The 281-nt window shown below is 38.1% G+C and carries 1 pseudogene; it reads right to left on the bottom strand.

Annotated elements, in window-relative coordinates:
• Nucleotides 1–281 (bottom strand): annotated as a pseudogene (locus ETC07_RS16145) (AMP-binding protein); the annotation flags it as partial.

Genomic DNA, 281 nt, shown 5'->3' with positions numbered 1-281 from the left:
CGACCATTATAGTTAAGGACCGAATTTTCATCAAAATAGCCTGAATCTCCTGTATGATACGCCTTCTTGCCTTCATACTCAAAGAAGACTTCTGCTGTCTTCTCCGAATTTTCAAAATATCCCTGTGCTACAGAATCCCCAATAATAATAATTTCATCATCAATGATTTGAATTTCAACTCCTGGCTTTGCAGTGCCAATAGGCAAGCGCTTATAGTCATGAAGGATTGTTTTATCAACTTGAATACTTGTAATAGCACCTGTAGCTTCGGTTGGTCCATA

Origin of the sequence: Halomonas borealis (genome assembly GCF_004798905.1) — a bacterium.
GTDB lineage: Bacteria > Pseudomonadota > Gammaproteobacteria > Pseudomonadales > Halomonadaceae > Halomonas > Halomonas borealis.
Note: the sequence above shows the minus strand (reverse complement) of the source record. Positions and strands in the feature narration are given on the sequence as shown.